We start from the raw sequence: 306 nt of genomic DNA, 5'->3' as shown, positions 1-306 counted from the left end.
GCCGAACTCAACCCGCAACTCGATAGCGACCAGCGCACCGCCCGGATCGCCGCGCGCCTGGTCGACAGCCTGGTCAACTGATCGCCCTTTCGCCCACACAACAACAATAGAGCCACGCCATGCCGACATTGCACCTGGACGCCCTGTCCACCACCGCCCTCGCCCTGCTCCTGCTCGCCCTCGGCAGCCAAGTGAAGAAGCGCAGCCGCTGGCTGACACGTCTGTGCGTACCGTCGCCGGTGATCGCCGGCTTCGGCTTCGCCTTCCTGGTCTGGCTGCTCAGGGATCGCGGCTGGCTCGACAGCG

The 306-nt window shown here is 67.0% G+C and carries 1 protein-coding gene; it reads left to right on the top strand.

All coding sequences use genetic code 11. The annotated features are described in order from the left end of the window. Nucleotides 1-119: 119 nt before the first annotated feature. Nucleotides 120-306: sodium/glutamate symporter (locus ACLJNW_RS24215; protein ID WP_410961220.1), on the top strand; the 187-nt coding region annotated here is incomplete at its 3' end.

This window comes from Salmonella sp. SAL4457 (assembly GCF_046548235.1).
In the GTDB taxonomy this organism is placed as follows: domain Bacteria; phylum Pseudomonadota; class Gammaproteobacteria; order Enterobacterales; family Enterobacteriaceae; genus Salmonella; species Salmonella enterica.
Note: the sequence above shows the minus strand (reverse complement) of the source record. Positions and strands in the feature narration are given on the sequence as shown.